Consider the following 16,057-nt stretch of genomic DNA (forward strand, 5'->3'; position numbering starts at 1 on the left):
CCGGTCCCGGAAGGAGACGTCCATGGCCCCGCGCCCGCCGTTCCCGCCGTTCGACGAGGACACCGCCCGCCAGAAGGTCCAGGCGGCCGAGGACGCGTGGAACACCCGCGACCCGGAGCGCGTCTCGCTGGCCTACACCGAGGATTCGGTGTGGCGCAATCGAGACCAGCACGTCGTCGGCCGCGCGCGGATCGTCGAGTTCCTGACCGCGAAGTGGGAGCGTGAACTGGACTACGCCCTGCGCAAGGAGCTGTGGGGGTTTCGCGGTAACCGCATCGGCGTCCGCTTCCAGTACGAGTCCCGCACCGCCGACGGCCGGTGGTACCGCAGCTACGGCAACGAGCTGTGGGAGTTCAGCGACGAAGGCCTGATGCGCCGCCGCGAGGCGAGCATCAACGACGTCCCGATCGCGGAGGCCGACCGCCGCATCTTCGGCCCGCGCCCCGAGTCCGAGCACGGCGTCCTGCTGCCGGTCTTCTAGCCGTCTTTCGCCCACGGTCCGCCGTGAGCGGAACTCGCCCGCTCGGACGGTTCCGTCGGCATCCTCGGGGTCATGACGGCACCGGCGTTCGGCGGCGAAGTGAGCGACTACTACCAGCGGTTCCGCCGCGGCTACCCGCCCGAAGTCGCAGATGCCCTGGTCAGGGTCTTTGGTCTCATGCGCGACGACGTCGTTCTCGACCTCGGCTGCGGCACCGGCCACCTCACGGGTCCTGGCGCCGCGCGTCGGCGCCGTGCTGGGCATGGACCCGGAACCGGACATGCTGGCCGAAGCCCGCCGGGCGACGGCCGAGCCGAACATCGGCTGGGTGCTCGGCGCGGACACCGACCTCGGTGCCCTGACGAAGGCCCTCGGTCCCGGTCGGCTGGGCGCGGTGACGGTGGCGCAGGCGTTGCACTGGATGGACCACGAGCGGCTGTTCGCGGCGGCGCGCCCGCTCCTGCGCGCGGGCGGCGGTGTCGCCGTGGTGACCAACGGCGAGCCGCTGTGGCTCCAGGACACCCCGTGGTCGGCCGCGCTACGACAGCTCATGGCCGACCATGTCGGCGTCCCGCTGCACCGGACGTGCGGCACGGACGCGTCGAGCCAGGAGCGCTACCGCGAGGCGCTCTCGGCCGCGGGATATGCCGTCGACCTGCGGGTTGTCGACTACTCGGCCACGCTCACCGTCGAGGAGATCGTGGGTGGCGTGTTTCGGCGATGAGCCCGGAGCAGCTCCCGGCCCCGGCGGCGAGGCCGGAGTTCACCGAGCGCGTCCGGCGCGCGATCGAGCCCCACGGCCCCCTGCGTGAACGCGTCCGGGTCCGGATCCTGACCGGCGTCCGCTGACGGCGAACCGGTCACGGAAGGCGATTGCGTAGCCGCCCGTGGTGTTCTCCCTATTGTTTCGCCGGGAGGTGGCGCGGATGCTCGCAGCGTGGTGCCCATCGCGCCACTGCTCCCCGAGGAGTCCCGATGACCAGCAGGTTGAGCGCCGTCCTCGTCGCTCTAGTGGCCCTTATCGCCTTCGCGTCCGTCGCCGCCGCGGCTACGGCCTCGCCCGCCGCGCGCCCGGACCGCGTCCAGGTCCGCCACTTCTGAGCCGGCCGGTACCTACAGTTCCGGGATCCCGGCCGCGACCGGTTCGAACGCGTTGCCGGTGGCGATCTTCGGCCGGGGCAGCTCCACCGGCTCGCCCGGCTTCGTGCGCCGGTAGACCTCGACGGTCGCCTCGGCGATCCGGCCCCAGTCGAAGTCGGCGGCCAGCCGTGCCTGCGCGGCTTGGGCCCGCCGCGCCGCGGCGTCCGCGTCGTTCAGCACCGCTGTCACCGCGTCGGCCAGCGCGCCGACGTCGCCGGGACTGAACGCCAGCCCGGTCTCGCCGTGGACGACGACCTCGCCGAGCCCGCCGGCGGTCGACGCCACGAGCGGCGCCTTCGCGGCCGCCGCCTCCAACGCGACGATCCCGAACGGCTCGTACCGGCTGGGCAGGACGACGGCGTCGGCCGCGGCCAGCGCCGCACGCAGGTCCCGGTCGGACAGGTGCCCGACGAAGTCGACCGCGCGCCGCACCCGTAGCTTCCGCGACTGCTCGACCAGCTCGTCGAAGTGTCGTCCTTTTCCGGCGACGACCACCCGCGTGCCAGGGTGGCGACGTCGGATGCGGGGGAGTGCGGCCAGCAGGTCCTGGACGCCCTTTTCCCATTCGAGCCGGCCGAAATAGAGCAACAGTGGCGCGCCGGCCGGGCTGTAGGCCTTGCGCGCGTGGGCGATTTCGTCGGCCGGCACCTGCCAGCCGCGTTCTTCGATGCCGTTGTGGATCACCGTGACGTCGCCGGCCTCGATCTCGAAGAGGTGCGCGACCTCGCGGCGCATGGCCTGCGAGCAGGTGATCACGGCGTCCGCGCGGTTGGCCAGCCACCACTCGACCGAGTGAACTTGCTGGTTCAGCGGGTGCGACAGCCAGCCGGAGTGCCGGCCGGCCTCGGTGGCGTGGACCGTGCCGACCAGCGGCACCCGCGCGGCCTCGGCGATCGCGATGGCCGGGTGCGCGACCAGCCAGTCGTGCGCGTGGACGACGTCCGGTTGCCAGCTCCGCAGCAGGTCCTGCGCGGCGCGGACCATGGCGTGCCCCATCGCGAGGGTCCAGGCGACGAGGTCGCGCTCGAAGGTCACATGCATCGGGTCTTCGGCGACCCGGATGATCCGCACGTCCTCGACGACGCGGTCGGTGCGCGGGTGCGTCCCGGCGTCGGTCCCGGCGGCGTGCCGACACAGGACGACGACCTCGTGACCCTGCTCGGCCAGGTGACAGGCGAGCGCGTGCACGTGCCTGGCCAGGCCACCGATGGCCACGGGCGGGTACTCCCAGGACAGCATCAGCACACGCATGGGCAGAGGTTACTCGCGAGTCGCATGGCCTCGACGGAGCCCGGGGAACGCGGCCCCGCGAGCCCACTTCGATGTGACATCGATCACTGGCTCGCGGGCGCGGCTCTGTCATCATCGGCCGGGATGACTGCTCCCGAAGACACCGGCTGGCGGCGGCTCGACCCCGTCCTGCCGACCCCGTGGTCCGGTGACGTCGGCCCGGACAACGCGCTGCCCGAGTACCCGCGACCCCAGCTGACCCGGCCTCGCTGGCTGAACCTCAACGGCGTCTGGGAGTACGCGGGCTGGCCGGCGGCCGCGACGGAGCCCCGGCCGTCGGGCTACGCCGAGCGGATCCTGGTCCCGTTCCCGCCGGAGTCGGCGTTGTCCGGAATCGGCCGGCGCGACGAGGTCCTCTGGTACCGCCGCCTCGTCGAGATCCCGGACGACTGGCGCGGCGACCGTGTCCTGCTGCACTTCGGCGCGGTCGATCAAAATGCCCAGGTCTGGGTCAACAACCAGCTGGTCGCGACCCACGAGGGCGGCTACACGGCGTTCAGCGCGGACATCACCGACGTCCTGCGGTCGGCGGGCCCACAGGAGCTGACCGTCCGCGCCGAGGACCGCACCGACATCGAGCCCTTCCCGGTCGGGAAGCAGCGCAACGCGCCTGGCGGAATTTGCTACACGGCGTCGTCGGGCATCTGGCAGACGGTCTGGCTCGAGCCGGTGCCCGCGGCCCGCGTCGAACGGCTGGAGTTGACCCCGGACCTCACCGGCGTGACGGTGTTCCCGCAGGTCACGGGCGGCGACGAGGTCGTGGTCGTCCTTTCGTCCACAGGCGGCGAGGTGGCGCGCGGCTCGGGCGCGGCGGGGACGTCGGTGCGCGTGGACGTTCCCGAACCACGCCTCTGGACGCCCGACGACCCGCACCTCTACACCCTGGAAGTCCGGCTCCTCGACCACCACGGCGCGGTCCTGGACGAGGTCGGCGCCTATGCGGGCCTCCGGACGATTGGCCTGGTCCCCGACGCCGATGGCCGGCCGCGGATCGCCCTCAACGGCCGGATCACCTTCCTCCACGGCCCGCTCGACCAGGGCTACTGGCCCGACGGCATCTCGACCGCCCCGACCGACGACGCGTTGCGCTTCGACCTCGAAAAGACGAAAGAGCTGGGCTTCAACTTCGTCCGCAAACACGTGAAGGTCGAGCCGGCCCGCTGGTACTTCTGGGCCGACAAGCTGGGGCTGGTCGTCTGGCAGGACATGCCGTCGCTGACGGTGTCATTCGACGGCCCGCCCGGCATCGCGCCGGACCCGGTCCCCCAGGCACGCGAGCGGTTCGAAGCCGAACTGATCAAAATGATCACACAGCTGCGCGCGGTCCCGTCGATCGTCGGCTGGGTGCCGTTCAACGAGGGCTGGGGCGAGTACGACACGGCCCGTGTCGCGGAACTGGTCAAGACCCTCGACCCGTCCCGGCTGGTGATCGCGAACAGCGGCGTCAACTGCTGCTTCTCACGTCCTGACACCGGCGCGGGTGACGTCTACGACGACCACACGTACGTCGGCCCGGGTGAGCCGACGGTCCACGACGCTCGCGCGATCGTCGACGGCGAGTACGGCGGCCTCGGCCTGGTCCTCGACGACCACCGCTGGCCCGGCCCGCCGAACGCGTACGAGATGACACTGACGTCGGAGCGGCTCACCGAGTGCTACGCGGAGGTGAGCGTCCGCTTGGAGCGAGTAGTCGCGGAGCGCGGCCTGTCCGGCGCGATCTACACCCAGATGACCGACGTCGAAAACGAGGTCAACGGCCTGCTGACGTACGACCGCCAGGTGCTGAAAGTCGACCCGGCGATCGTGGCGAAGCGCGTCCGCGCGGTGATCGACGCGGGTTCCGGCTGATTTCCGGCAACGGCCGCACACCGTGCCGCCGCCGAGCTGTCGTTCGTCTTGGCCCGTCGTGCCGTCGTGCCGCCTGCCCGCCGTGCGGTCGTCCGCCATTCGGCAATGCCTGCCTGCCTGCCCGCCGTGCCGTCCCCGGCCGACGTCCGACTTTCGGACTGTCCGGATGTCGTCGGCGGTCGTCCGCTTTTCGGCAACCGGAGGCCGCGATCGTGGCTAGGTCTCGGCGACGACCGCGAGCAGGGCGTCGCGGCCGTTGTCGAGGGCGGACAACAGCGCCCCGCGCAGGGCCGCCGAGTCCGTCACCGCGCCCGCCTCCACCCGGACCGGGCCCGACGCGGCCGCGGTGACCGTCCGCCGGATTTCGGCCACGAGTCCCGGGCGGCTGCCGGCCGGGCCGCCCAGCAGGACGACGTCCGGGTCGACGATGGTGCAGATCGCGGCCACGGCCCGGCCGAGCGTCGCGCCGAGCAGCCGTAGCCGCTCGACGGCCACGGCATCGCCCTCGGCCGCCCGGTCGAGTGTGGTCAGAATTCTGTCGACGTCCAGCGACGGCGCGTCCGGCCTGCCGAAACCTTGGCCGGCCAGTGCCTCGGCGAGCGTCGCGCCGGAGCTGTCCAGGTAGCCGATTTCGCCCGCCAGGCCGTGCGCGCCGCGCACCAGTTGGTCGCCGACGTACAGGCTGACGCCGAGCCCGGCCCCGACATAGACGTAGGCGAAGCTCTTCGCGTCCCGCGCCGCGCCTTCCCGGCGTTCGGCGAGCGCCGAAAAATTGACGTCGTTGTCGAGCAGGACGTCCCGGCCGAGCTCGCCGGCCCGGATCGTCCCCTCCGGGAACGGCGACCCGGGCAGCGCGACGACCTCGTGCGTCACGGGGTCGACCGGGTTGGCCACCGAGACCGCCGTCGCGCGGATCGGCCCCGGCCCGCCGTCGCTCGCGGCGGCGACGGCCGCGCGGACCGCCGTGGTCATCGGGCGACCATCCGGTGAGTGGTGGCCGGTCGCCAGGACCGCACCCGTCAGGTCGGCCGTCACCGTGCGGATGCCCTGCTGGTTGACCTCCGCGGCGACGACGCGTCCGGCGTCCTCGGCCAGTTCGTAGAACGTCGCGATCCGCCCGCGGCGGCCGGTCTGGTCGGTGCCGGTGGCCCGCAGCGCACCCGCCGTCTCCAGCCGGCGGACGGACTCGGAGATGGTCGGCTTCGAGATCCCGGTGGTCGCGGCCAGTTCGGCGCGCGTGGTCCGCTGGTGGACGAAGACGTGGTCGAGCACCGCGCGGTCGGTCATGGCCCGCAGCATCGCCAGGCGCGGGAGCGGCCGGTCGGGGTCGGACATCGCACCTCTTGTGGCCGGGAAGGGACGGGGTTACCGTAGCGAGGACATTCTAGTAAGGAGCCCTAACCAAAAGATCGCGGAGGGCACCGATGACCACCACAGAACTGCCGGCGAACATGTCCGAGGCCATCACGCGGACCAAGAGCGAACTGCGCGCCCGGGTCGGCGACGTCGCCGGCGCGTTCGCCGAAGTCCGGGAGTGGATGCGGCGGGAGGTCGACGCCGTGGCCGCCGACCAGGAAGCCTTCCCCGTTGTCCGGTTCCGCGACATCGCCGACGAGACCGTGCCGCAGCGAACCGTGGACGCTGTCCGGCGACGCGGCTGCGCCGTCGTCAAGGGCACCTTCGCGCGCGAAACGGCCGAAGGCTGGGACGCCGAGCTCGCCGCGTACCTCGCCGGCAACGACTTCGCGGGCACCTACCAAGGCCCGGCCGACGACGTCTTCGCCGGGCTCGCGTCCGGCCAGCCGCAGATCTACCCGGTCTACTGGTCGAAGCCGCAGATCCAAGCTCGCCAGCACGAGCACATGGTCGCCGTCCGGCGATTCCTCAACTCCTTCTGGCGGCACGAATCCGAAGGCCGCATCTGGTTCGACCCCGATCGCGACACGACCTACCCCGACCGCATCCGCCGCCGCGCGCCAGGCTCGGCGTCGCTCGGGTTGTCGGCCCACACCGACTCCGGTTCGGTCGAACGCTGGCTACTGCCCGCCTACCAGCAGGTGTTCCGCCACGTCTTCGCCGGAAACTGGCAGAAGTACGACCCGTGGGACGGCGCCCACCGCACCGAAGTCGACGAGTTCCCGTCCACAGTCATGTGCTCGGCTTTCCGGACCTTCCAGGGCTGGACGGCGTTGTCGGAAATGCGACCGGGCGACGGCGTCCTGCAGGTGGTGCCGATCCCGTCGGCTATCGCGTACGTCCTGCTTCGCGCCCTTCAGGACGACATCCCCGACGACGACCTCTGCGGCGCGGCCAACGGCCAGGCCTTGCCCGTCAGCGACAAATACCACGACGACCTGCTGCCCGCGCTGACCTCGATCCCCGCCGTCGAACCGGGCGACACAGTCTGGTGGCACGGCGACGTCATCCACGCCGTCGCCGATGGCACCAATCCGGATCGCTGGGGAAACGTCATGTACATCCCGGCGAGCCCGCATTGCGCGAAGAACGCCGCGTACGCCGAAAGGTGCGGCCGCGCATTCCTGGCCGGCAAGAGCCCGGGCGATTTCGCGCCGGAAGACTACGAAGTGAACTGGACCGGCCGCGCCTCGGTCGACGATCTCAATGATGTCGGACGCGCCCAGCTCGGGTTGTGAAACGTGCCGGGGCGGGCGGCCACCGCCCCGGCACGGCGGAGCCGGGATCTACAGATGCAACCAGAGTCCCAGGTGGATGCCCAGGATGTTGATGTGCCCGTGGTGATGGTGGTGGCCGACGCACAGCAGGCAGTGGCGCGCCTGGCCGGCCGCGTCGGACTGCGACGCGACCGGTGCGGCCGACGCGGCTGACGCGGTGCCCACCGCCGGTCCGGCCAGCAGCAGCCCGAGTGCCACGGGGAACGCGGCCAGCGCGGCCCGGCGTCTGGAGGTGCTCATCGGTGATCCCTTCCTCGCACACGACGACGCCGGAATGGGCGTCGTGAAAAGTATTCGGTGCGGAGAGGGGAAAGCGGCAGGCTGATCACCCGGGGTTCGACCGTCCGGATCACGGCAACCGTTTTCAGGCGCGTTTCCGTGATACCCGAACGGCCGCTGAAACCCGTCGATCCGGTGAATTCCGGGGACGCCGGGGGAGCACGTCCCGGGCCGCCGTCACGCGGGCAGGGCCGCCTCGATGGCCTTGACGACCGCCTCGTCCTCGGGCTCGGTGCGCGGCCGGAACCGCGCCAGGACCTCGCCGTCGGCGCCGACGAGGAACTTCTCGAAGTTCCACTGGACGTCGCCGGACGCGCCCTCGGCGTCCTCCGTCTTCGTCAGCTCCGAGTACAACGGGTGCCGGTCGTCGCCGTTGACGTCGATCTTCTCGAACAGCGGGAAGGTGACGCCGTAGGTCGTCGAGCAGAACGTCTGGATCTCGTCCGCGCTGCCCGGCTCCTGCCCGGCGAACTGGTTGCACGGAAAACCGACCACGGAGAAGCCCTGGGCGCCGAAACGCTCCTGCAGCCGCTCCAAGCCGGAATACTGCGGGGTCAGGCCGCACTTCGACGCGACGTTGACCACCAGCAGCGCTTTGCCGGCCAGCGAGGCCAGCGAGCTGTCCTGCCCGTCGAGCGTCTTGACCGGAATTTCGTGGATCCCCATCCGATGGGTCCTCTCTCTAGTGCTTGAGCGCCCGGGCGTCGAGGTGCCCGAACGGTCCGTCTTCGGCGTGGTAGGCCGCGGCCAGTTCCTCACCCCGCGCGCGGTCGCCGCGGCGCAACGCCCCGGCCAGCGCGTCGAAGCGTTCGGTGTGCACCGCGGCCCGGCGCCGCGCGTAGTCGGCGGCGGAGTCCTTGGTGACCATGAACGCCCAGTCGCTTTCCAGCGCCAGCATCGCCTCGGCGACGGCCTGGTCGGCGACGGCGTCCCGAGCCGTGGTCGGCAAATCGGCGACGAGGTCCAGCAGCCGCTTCTGCAACGCCGTGTTGGCCTCGACCATGTCCTGGACCTGCTCGCCGTCCCAGACGCGCCAGTCCTTGCCCGACCCCCACGACGACGAGGGCAGGTCGATCGACGGCCCGACGTGCCCGGCTTCAAGTGCGCCCTTGAGCGTTGTCACCCGCACCCCGGCCTCGGGTAGCGCGCGCAGCACACCCTCCAGCCAGGCCGGTCCTTCGTGCCACCAGTGCCCGAACAACTCCGTGTCGTACGCGGCGACCACGAGCGACTCGCGCCCGTGTTGCGCCTTCAGCGACCGCAGCCGCGTCACGACCGTGTCGACGAAATCCTTGACGTGCAGACCCAGCACGTCCGCGGCGAGCGACGGATCGTACGGCGCCTTGTCGGCCGGCTCGACGGTCTTGCCGGTGACGCGCGACGCCTTGAGGCCGACCTCGTGCGCCCACGTGTGGAAGTCGCGGTACGCGGCGTGGCCGGGGTAGCCGGCCTTCGGCGACCAGACGCGGTAGGTGACCTCGAGGTCGCGCCCGAAGGCGAGGACATCGCTGTCGCCGACCGGCCGCGCGGCCCAGGTCTCGCCGCGCAACGACGGCCCGTCGACCATGAACCGGCGAACGCCCGCGGCCGCGTAGTCGTTTTCCAGGCCAGGCGCGTAGCCGCACTCCGGCGCCCAGATCCCCTCGGGCCGCGAGCCGATCCGCAACGCCGTGTCGGCGAGTCCCGCGTTCAGCGCGAACTCCCGCACCCGCGGGTCCAGCAGCGGCTGGAACGGGTGGGCCAGCGGTCCGCCGAGCACCTCGATGGTCGAGTTGTCGACCAGGGACCGCAGGATCGGGGAGAAGCCGTGCCGCCAGCGCGTTCCGAGTTCTTCGGCCGCGCGGACCGCGCTCTGGTGCTCGGCCGCGGCCAGCTCGCGCAGGATCGGGTCGCCGCGCCACAGCGTCGACGCGTGTTGGGCGCGCAGCTGCCAGTGGCCGAGCCAGTCGTGGCAGGCGCGGATGCTGTACGGGTCGTCGAGCTGCGCGGCGAGCACCGGCGTCATGCCGAGCGTCAGCACGTCACGGCGGCCTTCGGCGGCGAACCGTTCGAGCAGGTCGACCATCGGCAGGTACGAATGCGCCCACGCCTGGTAGAGCCATTCCTCGCCGACCGGCCAGGTCCCGTGGTGCGGCAGCCACGGCAGGTGGCTGTGCAGGACGAGGCAGAACGTGCCCTCGTAGCCGTCGGTCATCGGCGCACCGCCACGGCGATCAGGTCCAGGCTGGCGTCGAGGTCGTCGCCGTGGATGTCGAACCCCGTGGCCTCGATCGCGGCGACGTCGGAGAGCAGCTCCGCCGGCCAGACGGCCTGCCCGGGCAGCTCACCCATGACGACGTCCAATTGCGCGTCGATGATCGAGCCGCCGTACCGGACGTCGAGCGCGCGGACGGCCTCGCCGTGGTGCAGGCCGTGCAGCGTCTCGACCTCGAAACCGGCGTCGGTGAGGAGCCCGGCCAGCTCGGCCGGCGCCAGCTCCCGGGTGTGGTACGGATTCAGCGGAGTGTCGCTGTCCGGGGTGAAAGTGAGCCGGTTCGGGGTCGTGACCAGCAGCTTTCCTCCTGGCGACAACACTCGCCGGCATTCGGCGAGGAACCCCGCCTGGTCCCAGAGGTGCTCGATGACCTGGAAATTGGCCACGACGTCCACCGAGGCGTCCCGCAGTGGCAGGTATGCCAGATTGGCTCGCGCGACGGCGACCTCGGGGTAGCGGCGGGCGACGTGCTCGGTGGTCGGCACGTCGTAGTCCAGTGCGAGCACCCGGCGGGCCGTGGTCGCGAGAAGACCGGCGCCGTAGCCCTCGCCGCAACCGGCTTCGAGCACCGTCGCGCCGGCGCAGTGGGGGAGCAGAGCGACGTACGCGGCTTCGTGGCGCCTGAACCAATAATTCTCGACGTCGATGCCGGGGACGGTCCGTTCGCCGGTCAGGTGCAGCGCCTCGGCCCGGGTGGCTGGGGTGGTCACCTCCGCGACCCTAGCGGTGTCACGTCCGGCACGGCCGTCTCGTTCCGTGGTCATGCAACGGACCATCACCCGCGTACTCCTCGTGTTCTCCGGCGTCGTCGAAGCCGTGATCGGAATCTGGCCACTGGTCACCCCGACCGGCTTCTACCAGGACTTTCCCGGTTTCCGCGCCGGCTGGGTCTCGATGGACGGGCCCTTCAACGAGCACCTCCTGCGCGACTTCGGCGGCCTCAACCTGGCCCTCGCGGCCCTCCTGATCGGCGCCGCCGTGATCGGCACCACAGCCGTGGCGCGGCTGGCCGGCGTCGCGGCGCTGCTGTTCGGCCTGCCGCACTTCCTCTACCACCTCGGCCACGTGTCGCATTTTGATCAAATTGATCAGGTTCTCATCCTCGCGACGACCGGTCTGGGCGCGGTGGTGCCGATCGCGCTGCTGCTGATCCCCGGACGCCGGGTCAGTCCACCGGCGACACGGTGATGCCGAGCGCGCCCGGGCCGAGGTGCGCGCCGATGACCGTGCTCGCCTCGACCACCATGCTCTCGGCCATCCCGGACACGCGGCGCTCGATCTGCCGGCCGATCTCGAGCTCGTGATCGCTGGCGCCGAACCGCGTCACGGCGATGTCGACGCGGAAGCCGCCGGACTTCCGGACGGCGAGCTCGACCATCTTGGCCAGCGCCCGCCGCGTGCCGGGAACGCGGGTGAGCGGCGCGACCTCGCCGTCCTTGACCGTGAGCAGCGGCTTGATGGAGAACGCCGTGCCGATGGTCGCCTGCGCGGCGCCGATCCGCCCACCGCGGCGGAGGTACTCCAGCGTGTCGACGTAGATGAACTCGGTACTCGTGAAGCACCGGCGTTCGGCGGCTTCGATGACGCGTGCGGCGTCCCCGCCGGCGGCGGCCGCCCGGCCCGCGGCGATGGCGGCGAAGCCGAGGCTCATCCCCGTGGTGCGGCTGTCGAGGACGTGCACCGGGATGCGGACCTGCTGGGCGGCCTCCCGCGCCGCGCGGACGGTGTCGGACATCCGGCCGGAGAGGTGAATGCTGACGATCGCGGTGGCGCCGGAGGCCGCGGCCTCCTGGTAGGTCCAGAAGAACGCCCCCGGGTCCGGGGGCGCCGTGGTGATCAGCTGACCGGCTCTCATGGTGTCGATGACCTTGCCGCGGTCGAAGCGGTTTTCGTCGTCGAAGTGGCTTCCCGTGTTGAGCTGGATCTGCACGACGCCGATGGCCCAGCGGGCGGCGACGAGGTCGGGAAGGCACGAACTGGAGTCGGTGATGACGGCGATGCGCGCTGGCATGGTGCCGGAGGCTAACCCCTCGGACCCACCAGGAGTAGGCCGTAGTTGGTCCGATCGGACGAACGGCGGTTCAGACGGGGTAACCGGTCGACTACCGGGACGATGGTCCCAGTAGTTTGCGCATCCAGGTGAATGGCGTCACCTCGGCGGGTCCTGGCGGCGGAATGGCCCTAATCTACCGGCCAGTAGAGCACTGACCCGTGGCGCGCCCGCGGGCCACAACCGGGAGGTCGAAGAAGACCCATGACCAACATCGTCGTCCTGGTCAAGCAGGTACCGGACACCTACTCGGAGCGAAAGCTCAGCGGGGCCGACCACACCCTTGACCGTGAATCCGCCGACGCCGTCCTCGATGAGATCAACGAGAAGGCCGTCGAAGAAGCCCTGAAGATCAAGGAAGCCGGCGAGGGCGAGGTCACCGTGCTCTCGGTGGGCCCCGACCGCGCGACCGACGCGATCCGCAAGGCGCTGTCCATGGGCGCCGACAAGGCCATCCACGTCTCCGACGAGGCCCTGCACGGCTCCGACGCCATCGCCACTGCGAAGGTCATCGCCGCCGCGATCGCCAAGGTCGAGAACTACGACCTGATCATCGCCGGCAACGAGTCCTCCGACGGCCGCGGCGGCGCCGTCCCGGCGATCCTCGCCGAGCTGCTCGGCCTGCCGCAGGTCACCTACGCGCGTGAGGTCACCGTCGACGGCACCACCATCAAGGCCGTCCGGGAGACCGAAGACGGCCTCACCCACCTCGAGGCGACCCTGCCCGCGGTGGTCAGCGTCGGCGAGAAGATCAACGAGCCGCGCTACCCGTCCTTCAAGGGCATCATGGCCGCCAAGAAGAAGCCGGTCGAGACCTTCACCCTCGCCGACCTGGGTGTCGACGCGGGCGAGGTCGGCCTGGCCAACGCCTGGTCCACCGTGACCGAGGCCTCGCCGAAGCCGCCGCGCACCGCCGGCGAGAAGACCGAGGACGAGGGTGACGGCGGCACCAAGGTCGCCGAGTACCTGGTCGGCCAGAAGCTCATCTGACAACGGCTCTTCGAGGAGGAAACAAGAACATGGCTGAAGTACTCGTCCTCGTCGACCACGTCGACGGTGAGGTCAAGAAGGTCACGCTGGAGCTGCTGACCGCGGCCCGCGCGCTCGGTGAGCCGTCGGCCGTCGTCGTCGGCCCGACCGGCACCGCCGCCAAGGCCAAGGAGTCCCTCGCCGCGCACGGCGCCGCCAAGGTCTATGTCGCCGAAGGCGACGACGCCGCGAACTACCTGGTCACGCCGAAGGTGGACGTGCTCGCCGCGCTGGCGCAGCAGGCCTCCCCGGCCGCCGTGCTCGTCACCGCCAGCGGTGAGGGCAAGGAGGTCGCCGCGCGCCTGGCCGTCCGGCTCGGCTCCGGCCTGATCTACGACGCCGTCGGCGTCAACGGTGACGGCGTGATCGACCAGTCGATCTTCGGCGGCGCGTTCTCGGTGAAGTCCAAGTCGTCGAAGGGCGTCCCGGTCGTCTCCATCCGCCCGGGTGCCGTCGAGGCCGAGACCGCCGAAGGCGCGGCGGCCGAAGAGACCGTCGAGATCCCCGCAACCGACGCGGCGAAGGCCACCAAGATCACCGGCGTCGAGCCGGTGACCGGCGGTGACCGTCCGGAGCTGACCGAGGCCTCGATCGTGGTCTCCGGTGGCCGCGGTGTCGGCTCGGCGGAGAAGTTCGACGTCGTCGAGAAGCTGGCCGACTCGCTCGGTGCGGCCGTCGGCGCGTCCCGTGCCGCCGTCGACTCCGGCTACTACCCGGCGCAGTTCCAGGTGGGCCAGACCGGCAAGACCGTGTCGCCGCAGCTGTACATCGCCCTCGGCATCTCCGGCGCGATCCAGCACCGCGCCGGCATGCAGACGTCGAAGACGATCATCGCCGTCAACAAGGACCCGGAGGCTCCGATCTTCGAGATCGCCGACTTCGGCATCGTAGGCGACCTGTTCAACGTCGCGCCGCAGCTGACCGAAGCGGTCGCGAAGCGCAAGGGCTGATCCGCTCTCCCGAAGGGCCTTCCGGGATGTTCCCGGAAGGCCCTTCGTGCGTCTTTAGGACCTGAGAGAAGCCTGAGAACCCGCAATTAACTGAACGTGCACTAATCGGTCATCGGATGGCACTCTCCGCGGTTTCCTGCGCACGGGTACACCTTGACCATGACGACGTCACAGCTCCTCGTCAGCACTGATCAGGCGGGTTCCGCGCTCCCCGCGGACGCCCCTCGGTACTCCCTTCTGGTCGCCCACGCGAACGACGAAGTGGTCGCGGCGCAGCGCCTGCGGCACCAGGTTTTCGCCGAGGAGATGGGCGCGCGGCTGCATTCCCCGCGCCCCGGCCTCGACGTCGACGAGTTCGACGAGTTCTGCGACCACCTCGTCGTCCGGGACGACAACACGGGCGACATCGTCGGCTGCTACCGGATGCTGCCGCCGGACCGCGCCGTCCAGGCCGGGAAGCTCTACGCCGACAGCGAGTTCGACCTGAGCACGCTCGACGCACGGCGGCCCTCCCTGGTCGAAACCGGCCGTTCGTGCGTGCACCCCGACCACCGCAGCGGCGCCGTCGTCAGCCTGGTCTGGGCCGGGATCGCCCGGTACATGCTGCTGTCCGGCCACCGCTACCTCGCCGGTTGCGCGTCGGTCCCGCTGGTGGACGGCGGCTCGTTCGCGGCCGGCGTCTGGGACGTCCTGCGCACCAAGCACTACTCGGACGAGGCGACGCGCGTCTCGCCGCTGATCCCGTGGGACACCTCCACGATCGAGCGCCCGGCGCGGGCCACGCTGCCGCCGTTGATCAAGGGCTACATCCGGCTCGGTGCCAAGGTCCACGGCCCGCCGGCGCTCGACGCGGACTTCGGCGTCGCGGACTTCTTCGTCGTGCTCGACCTGCACAACGTCGACGAGCGCTACCTGAAGTTCTTCCTCGGAGCCCAGGCATGAGCCACGCCTGGATGCCGACGTCGCCGTGTGGCGACGGCTGCCTCACCGAGGGCGACCCGGTGGTCGGCCTCCCACGCCGGGTGCTGCGGTTCGCCGCGGCGATCGTGGTCGTTGGCGCGGCAATGCTGGCTTCGCCGCTGCTCCTGGTCACCCGCGGCCGCGAGCGACTGGTCCGCCTGATCTTCCGGGGCGTGCTGCGCGCGTTCGGCGTCCGCCTGGACATCCGGGGCGGCGACGACTTCCGCACCGCGCCCGCCGGCCGTGGTGCGCTGGTGGTCAACAACCACATCTCCTGGCTGGACATCGTCGCGATCAACGCGCTGCGGCCGATGCGCGCGCTGGCCAAGAAGGAGATCGCGGGCTGGCCGGTGCTCGGCGGGCTGGTCCGTCGCGGCGGCAGCATCTTCCTCGACCGCGAGCGGCTCAAGACGCTGCCCGCCACGATGGCCGAGCTGGCCGACGCCCTGCGCTCGGGGTCCCTGGTGAGCGTCACCCCCGAAGGGACGACGTGGTGCGGCCTGGCGTCCGGCCGGTTCACGACCGCGACGTTCCAAGCGGCCATCGACGGCGGCGTCCCGGTCCGCCCGGTCGCCCTGCGCTACCGCCTCGCCGACGGCCGTGAGACCAGCCACCCGGCGTTCATCGGCCCGGAGTCGCTGATCGCGTCCCTGCGCCGGGTCGCGGCGCTGCGGGGCCTGGTGCTCGAAATCCACATCTGCCCGGAAATCGCGCCGGGCCGCGCGGAGACCCGCCGCGAACTGGCCGCCCTGGCCGAGGCGGCGGTCTATTCCGCACTGGGAACGGTGCAGATCCCGGCTCAGCAGCGCCGACGGACCCCGCGCCCGCAGGTCGTGCCGACGCTGGCTGTCGCGGCAGAGGTCTCGGTGTCCGAAGTGACGACGTTCCGGGCCGCGGCCATGACGTCCGAACTGGTGGCTTCCCGGGCTGTGGCCATGATGTCCGAGTCGGTGGCTCGCGGGGTTGTAGCCACGCCGTCCGAGCCAGCGGCTCGCCGGGTTGCGGCCACGTCGTCGGAATCAGCGGCTCCCCGCAGTGCGACAACACCGCCCGACGTGATGCCTCCTCAGGCCGGGGCCGTCC

Annotated in this window: 16 protein-coding genes and 1 pseudogene; 10 read left to right on the forward strand and 7 right to left on the reverse strand. The window is 71.1% G+C overall.

Features of this window, described 5'->3' with window-relative positions; all coding sequences use genetic code 11:
- The first annotated feature begins 22 nt into the window (after positions 1-22).
- The 3 genes from OHS18_RS39320 to OHS18_RS39330 all read left to right on the forward strand — a co-directional run bounded on the left by OHS18_RS39320 (position 23) and on the right by OHS18_RS39330 (position 1,330).
- A complete protein-coding gene (locus OHS18_RS39320; protein WP_328614209.1) occupies positions 23-481 on the forward strand; it encodes a nuclear transport factor 2 family protein in 459 nt (152 codons plus the stop codon).
- 151 nt (positions 482-632) lie between these two features.
- Entirely contained in the window at positions 633-1,205 is a 573-nt protein-coding gene (locus OHS18_RS39325; RefSeq protein WP_328614210.1) for a class I SAM-dependent methyltransferase, read from the forward strand.
- Entirely contained in the window at positions 1,202-1,330 is a 129-nt protein-coding gene (locus tag OHS18_RS39330; protein ID WP_328614211.1) for a hypothetical protein, read from the forward strand. Before OHS18_RS39325 ends, OHS18_RS39330 begins: the two co-directional genes overlap by 4 nt.
- 264 nt (positions 1,331-1,594) lie before the next feature.
- On the opposite strand, the gene OHS18_RS39335 is transcribed toward OHS18_RS39330, so the two are convergent.
- Positions 1,595-2,872, reverse strand: coding sequence for a glycosyltransferase family 4 protein (locus tag OHS18_RS39335; protein ID WP_328614212.1), 1,278 nt, complete (start codon positions 2,870-2,872; stop codon positions 1,595-1,597).
- 123 nt (positions 2,873-2,995) lie between these two features.
- Here OHS18_RS39335 and OHS18_RS39340 point away from each other — a divergent pair, with 123 nt between their 5' ends.
- Complete coding sequence (locus OHS18_RS39340; RefSeq protein ID WP_328614213.1) at positions 2,996-4,759, forward strand: glycoside hydrolase family 2 protein; 1,764 nt, start codon at positions 2,996-2,998, stop codon at positions 4,757-4,759.
- A gap of 216 nt (positions 4,760-4,975) precedes the next feature.
- On the opposite strand, the gene OHS18_RS39345 is transcribed toward OHS18_RS39340, so the two are convergent.
- Entirely contained in the window at positions 4,976-6,094 is a 1,119-nt protein-coding gene (locus OHS18_RS39345; protein ID WP_328614214.1) for an ROK family transcriptional regulator, read from the reverse strand.
- Between the two features lie 89 nt (positions 6,095-6,183).
- Between OHS18_RS39345 and OHS18_RS39350 the strand changes: the two genes are divergently transcribed.
- Positions 6,184-7,413, forward strand: a complete 1,230-nt coding sequence (locus OHS18_RS39350; RefSeq protein WP_328614215.1) for a YbiU family protein — start codon at positions 6,184-6,186, stop codon at positions 7,411-7,413.
- 48 nt (positions 7,414-7,461) lie between these two features.
- Here the strand turns inward: OHS18_RS39350 and OHS18_RS39355 are convergent, their stop codons facing one another.
- From OHS18_RS39355 to OHS18_RS39370, 4 genes are all read right to left on the reverse strand, one after another.
- Positions 7,462-7,692, reverse strand: coding sequence for a hypothetical protein (locus OHS18_RS39355; RefSeq protein ID WP_328443793.1), 231 nt, complete (start codon positions 7,690-7,692; stop codon positions 7,462-7,464).
- A gap of 216 nt (positions 7,693-7,908) precedes the next feature.
- On the reverse strand, positions 7,909-8,397 hold the full coding sequence (locus OHS18_RS39360) for a glutathione peroxidase (RefSeq protein WP_328443791.1): 489 nt from the start codon (positions 8,395-8,397) through the stop codon (positions 7,909-7,911).
- Positions 8,398-8,413: 16 nt separating this feature from the next.
- Positions 8,414-9,925, reverse strand: coding sequence for a glycoside hydrolase family 57 protein (locus tag OHS18_RS39365; RefSeq protein WP_328614216.1), 1,512 nt, complete (start codon positions 9,923-9,925; stop codon positions 8,414-8,416).
- A complete protein-coding gene (locus OHS18_RS39370; protein WP_328614217.1) occupies positions 9,922-10,695 on the reverse strand; it encodes a class I SAM-dependent methyltransferase in 774 nt (257 codons plus the stop codon). Before OHS18_RS39370 ends, OHS18_RS39365 begins: the two co-directional genes overlap by 4 nt.
- 52 nt (positions 10,696-10,747) lie before the next feature.
- On the opposite strand from OHS18_RS39370, the gene OHS18_RS39375 reads away from it, so the two are divergent.
- Positions 10,748-11,173 (forward strand): hypothetical protein, encoded by a 426-nt coding sequence (locus OHS18_RS39375; RefSeq protein WP_328614218.1) that lies wholly within the window; start codon positions 10,748-10,750, stop codon positions 11,171-11,173.
- On the opposite strand, the gene OHS18_RS39380 is transcribed toward OHS18_RS39375, so the two are convergent.
- Positions 11,151-11,996: a DegV family protein gene (locus tag OHS18_RS39380; protein ID WP_328614219.1), complete on the reverse strand. Its 846-nt coding sequence runs from the start codon at positions 11,994-11,996 to the stop codon at positions 11,151-11,153. The two genes, OHS18_RS39375 and OHS18_RS39380, sit on opposite strands and share 23 nt — an antisense overlap.
- 243 nt (positions 11,997-12,239) lie before the next feature.
- On the opposite strand from OHS18_RS39380, the gene OHS18_RS39385 reads away from it, so the two are divergent.
- The 4 genes and pseudogenes from OHS18_RS39385 to OHS18_RS39400 form a co-directional block, all read left to right on the forward strand.
- Positions 12,240-13,025 (forward strand): electron transfer flavoprotein subunit beta/FixA family protein, encoded by a 786-nt coding sequence (locus OHS18_RS39385; RefSeq protein ID WP_328443781.1) that lies wholly within the window; start codon positions 12,240-12,242, stop codon positions 13,023-13,025.
- A gap of 29 nt (positions 13,026-13,054) precedes the next feature.
- Positions 13,055-14,014: an electron transfer flavoprotein subunit alpha/FixB family protein gene (locus OHS18_RS39390; RefSeq protein WP_328614220.1), complete on the forward strand. Its 960-nt coding sequence runs from the start codon at positions 13,055-13,057 to the stop codon at positions 14,012-14,014.
- Positions 14,015-14,173: 159 nt separating this feature from the next.
- Positions 14,174-14,956 (forward strand): GNAT family N-acetyltransferase, encoded by a 783-nt coding sequence (locus OHS18_RS39395; RefSeq protein WP_328614221.1) that lies wholly within the window; start codon positions 14,174-14,176, stop codon positions 14,954-14,956.
- Positions 14,953-15,834 (forward strand): annotated as a pseudogene (locus tag OHS18_RS39400) (lysophospholipid acyltransferase family protein); the annotation flags it as partial. The gene OHS18_RS39395 and the pseudogene OHS18_RS39400, both read left to right, overlap by 4 nt.
- Between the last annotated feature and the right edge of the window lie 223 nt (positions 15,835-16,057).

The sequence above is a fragment of the Amycolatopsis sp. NBC_00355 genome (assembly GCF_036104975.1).
In the GTDB taxonomy this organism is placed as follows: Bacteria; Actinomycetota; Actinomycetes; order Mycobacteriales; family Pseudonocardiaceae; genus Amycolatopsis.

Bases quoted from the DNA above. Each gene is read 5' to 3' on its own strand.
- OHS18_RS39330 (WP_328614211.1), top strand. From the start codon at position 1,202: ATGAGCCCGGAGCAGCTCCCGGCCCCGGCGGCGAGGCCGGAGTTCACC.
- OHS18_RS39355 (WP_328443793.1), bottom strand. From the start codon at position 7,692: ATGAGCACCTCCAGACGCCGGGCCGCGCTGGCCGCGTTCCCCGTGGCA.
- OHS18_RS39345 (WP_328614214.1), bottom strand. From the start codon at position 6,094: ATGTCCGACCCCGACCGGCCGCTCCCGCGCCTGGCGATGCTGCGGGCC.
- OHS18_RS39335 (WP_328614212.1), bottom strand. From the start codon at position 2,872: ATGCGTGTGCTGATGCTGTCCTGGGAGTACCCGCCCGTGGCCATCGGT.
- OHS18_RS39375 (WP_328614218.1), top strand. From the start codon at position 10,748: ATGCAACGGACCATCACCCGCGTACTCCTCGTGTTCTCCGGCGTCGTC.
- OHS18_RS39395 (WP_328614221.1), top strand. From the start codon at position 14,174: ATGACGACGTCACAGCTCCTCGTCAGCACTGATCAGGCGGGTTCCGCG.
- OHS18_RS39380 (WP_328614219.1), bottom strand. From the start codon at position 11,996: ATGCCAGCGCGCATCGCCGTCATCACCGACTCCAGTTCGTGCCTTCCC.
- OHS18_RS39365 (WP_328614216.1), bottom strand. From the start codon at position 9,925: ATGACCGACGGCTACGAGGGCACGTTCTGCCTCGTCCTGCACAGCCAC.
- OHS18_RS39350 (WP_328614215.1), top strand. From the start codon at position 6,184: ATGACCACCACAGAACTGCCGGCGAACATGTCCGAGGCCATCACGCGG.
- OHS18_RS39320 (WP_328614209.1), top strand. From the start codon at position 23: ATGGCCCCGCGCCCGCCGTTCCCGCCGTTCGACGAGGACACCGCCCGC.
- OHS18_RS39390 (WP_328614220.1), top strand. From the start codon at position 13,055: ATGGCTGAAGTACTCGTCCTCGTCGACCACGTCGACGGTGAGGTCAAG.
- OHS18_RS39325 (WP_328614210.1), top strand. From the start codon at position 633: ATGCCCTGGTCAGGGTCTTTGGTCTCATGCGCGACGACGTCGTTCTCG.
- OHS18_RS39360 (WP_328443791.1), bottom strand. From the start codon at position 8,397: ATGGGGATCCACGAAATTCCGGTCAAGACGCTCGACGGGCAGGACAGC.
- OHS18_RS39340 (WP_328614213.1), top strand. From the start codon at position 2,996: ATGACTGCTCCCGAAGACACCGGCTGGCGGCGGCTCGACCCCGTCCTG.
- OHS18_RS39385 (WP_328443781.1), top strand. From the start codon at position 12,240: ATGACCAACATCGTCGTCCTGGTCAAGCAGGTACCGGACACCTACTCG.